Below are 1,636 nucleotides of genomic sequence, written 5' to 3'. Positions count from 1 at the left end.
CCCCAACCCCGCCCGCACCGCCGGCTCCAACCCCGCCGACTGCGTATGCCCACCAGTAGGCAACCGCCCGTCGGCCAACATCAACGCGACCACCTCAGCCGAACTCACCCAACCACCCCGCGGAGCTCGCGATCCGCACCAGCCGATGGGTTCTCGTTATCCGGTAACTTTTCGTCAAATAGCGCCCAAAAATCACCGGATAACGCGAGCGGGATCATCAGAACATCGCGTAGAGCTGGGCGAGCGGGAGGACCGTCGCGGGCGAGGGCTCGACCGGCTCGCCGTCGACCGCGATGGCGAACGTCTCCGGGTCGATGTCGATCGTCGGGAGTGCGGAGTTGTTCTTCATGTCCGCCTTCCCGATCGAGCGCGTCGGCCGTACGCCGAGGAGTCGCCGACGCAACCCCAGCCGCCCGGCCAGCCCGTCGTCCAATGCGGCCGGCGATACGAACGTCACCGACAGATCCGCCCCGATCGCATCCCCGAACGACGGCCGCATCAGCACCGGCTGCGGGGTCGGGATCGACGCGTTCGGATCACCCAGCGCGGCCCACGCGATCGCCCCGCCCTTGATCACCACGCGCGGCCGAACCCCGAAGTACTGCGGATCCCACAACACCAGATCCGCCAGCTTGCCAACCTCCACCGAACCGATTTCATGATCGATGCCGTGGGCAACAGCCGGATTGATCGTGTACTTCGCGACGTAGCGCCGGGCCCGCTCGTTGTCGGCCGGCAACCCACCATCGAGATCACCACGCCGATGCTTCATCACGTGCGCGACCTGCCAGGTGCGCGTGATCACCTCGCCGATCCGGCCCATCGCCTGCGCGTCCGACGACGTGATCGACAGCGCACCCAGGTCGTGCAGGATGTCCTCGGCCGCGATCGTGGTCGCGCGAATCCGCGACTCCGCGAACGCCAGGTCCTCCGGTACGTCGGGACTCAGGTGATGGCAGACCATCAGCATGTCGAGATGTTCGGCGACCGTGTTCACCGTGTGCGGCAGGGTGGGGTTGGTCGAGCCCGGGATGACATGCGGGTACGCCGCGATCGACAGGATGTCCGGCGCATGTCCGCCCCCGGCACCCTCGACGTGGAACGCGTGGATCGACCGCCCCGCGATCGCGCCGAGCGTCGATTCGACGAACCCGGCCTCGTTCAAACTGTCCGCGTGCAGGGCGACCTGCAACCCCCAGTCGTCGGCCGCGCGCAAGGCCGTGTCGATCGCGGCCGGCGTCGAACCCCAGTCCTCATGCACCTTGTACCCGGCCGCCCCCGCAAGCGCCTGCTCCGCAAGCGCCTCCGCACTGACCGTGTTCCCCTTGCCCAGCAAGAGAACGTTCAGCGGGAACGCATCCAGGCTCCGATGCATCTTCTCGAGATGCCACGCCCCGGGCGTGACGGTCGTCGCCTTCGACCCCTCACTTGGCCCCGTCCCACCACCGGCCACGGTCGTGATCCCGGTCGCCAGCGCCTCATGCAACTGCGACGGCGACAGCAGATGCACATGCGAGTCGAACGCACCCGCGGTCAGGATCCGCCCCTCACCCGCGATCACATCCGTCGACGGCCCGATCCGGAGCGCCGGGTGCACGCCGTCCGCAATATCCGGGTTCCCCGCCCGCCCCAACGC

The 1,636-nt window shown here is 68.0% G+C and carries 1 protein-coding gene; it reads right to left on the bottom strand.

The window, feature by feature from the left end:
* Positions 1 to 217: 217 nt before the first annotated feature.
* Positions 218 to 1,636 (bottom strand): urease subunit alpha (gene ureC / locus E1261_RS44670; RefSeq protein WP_132416427.1); only part of this gene is annotated, 1,419 nt, incomplete at its 5' end.

Source organism: Kribbella albertanoniae, assembly GCF_004348455.1.
In the GTDB taxonomy this organism is placed as follows: Bacteria; Actinomycetota; Actinomycetes; order Propionibacteriales; family Kribbellaceae; genus Kribbella; species Kribbella albertanoniae.
The sequence above is the reverse complement of the archived record's forward strand: the minus strand, read 5'-3'. Positions and strand labels throughout refer to the sequence as shown.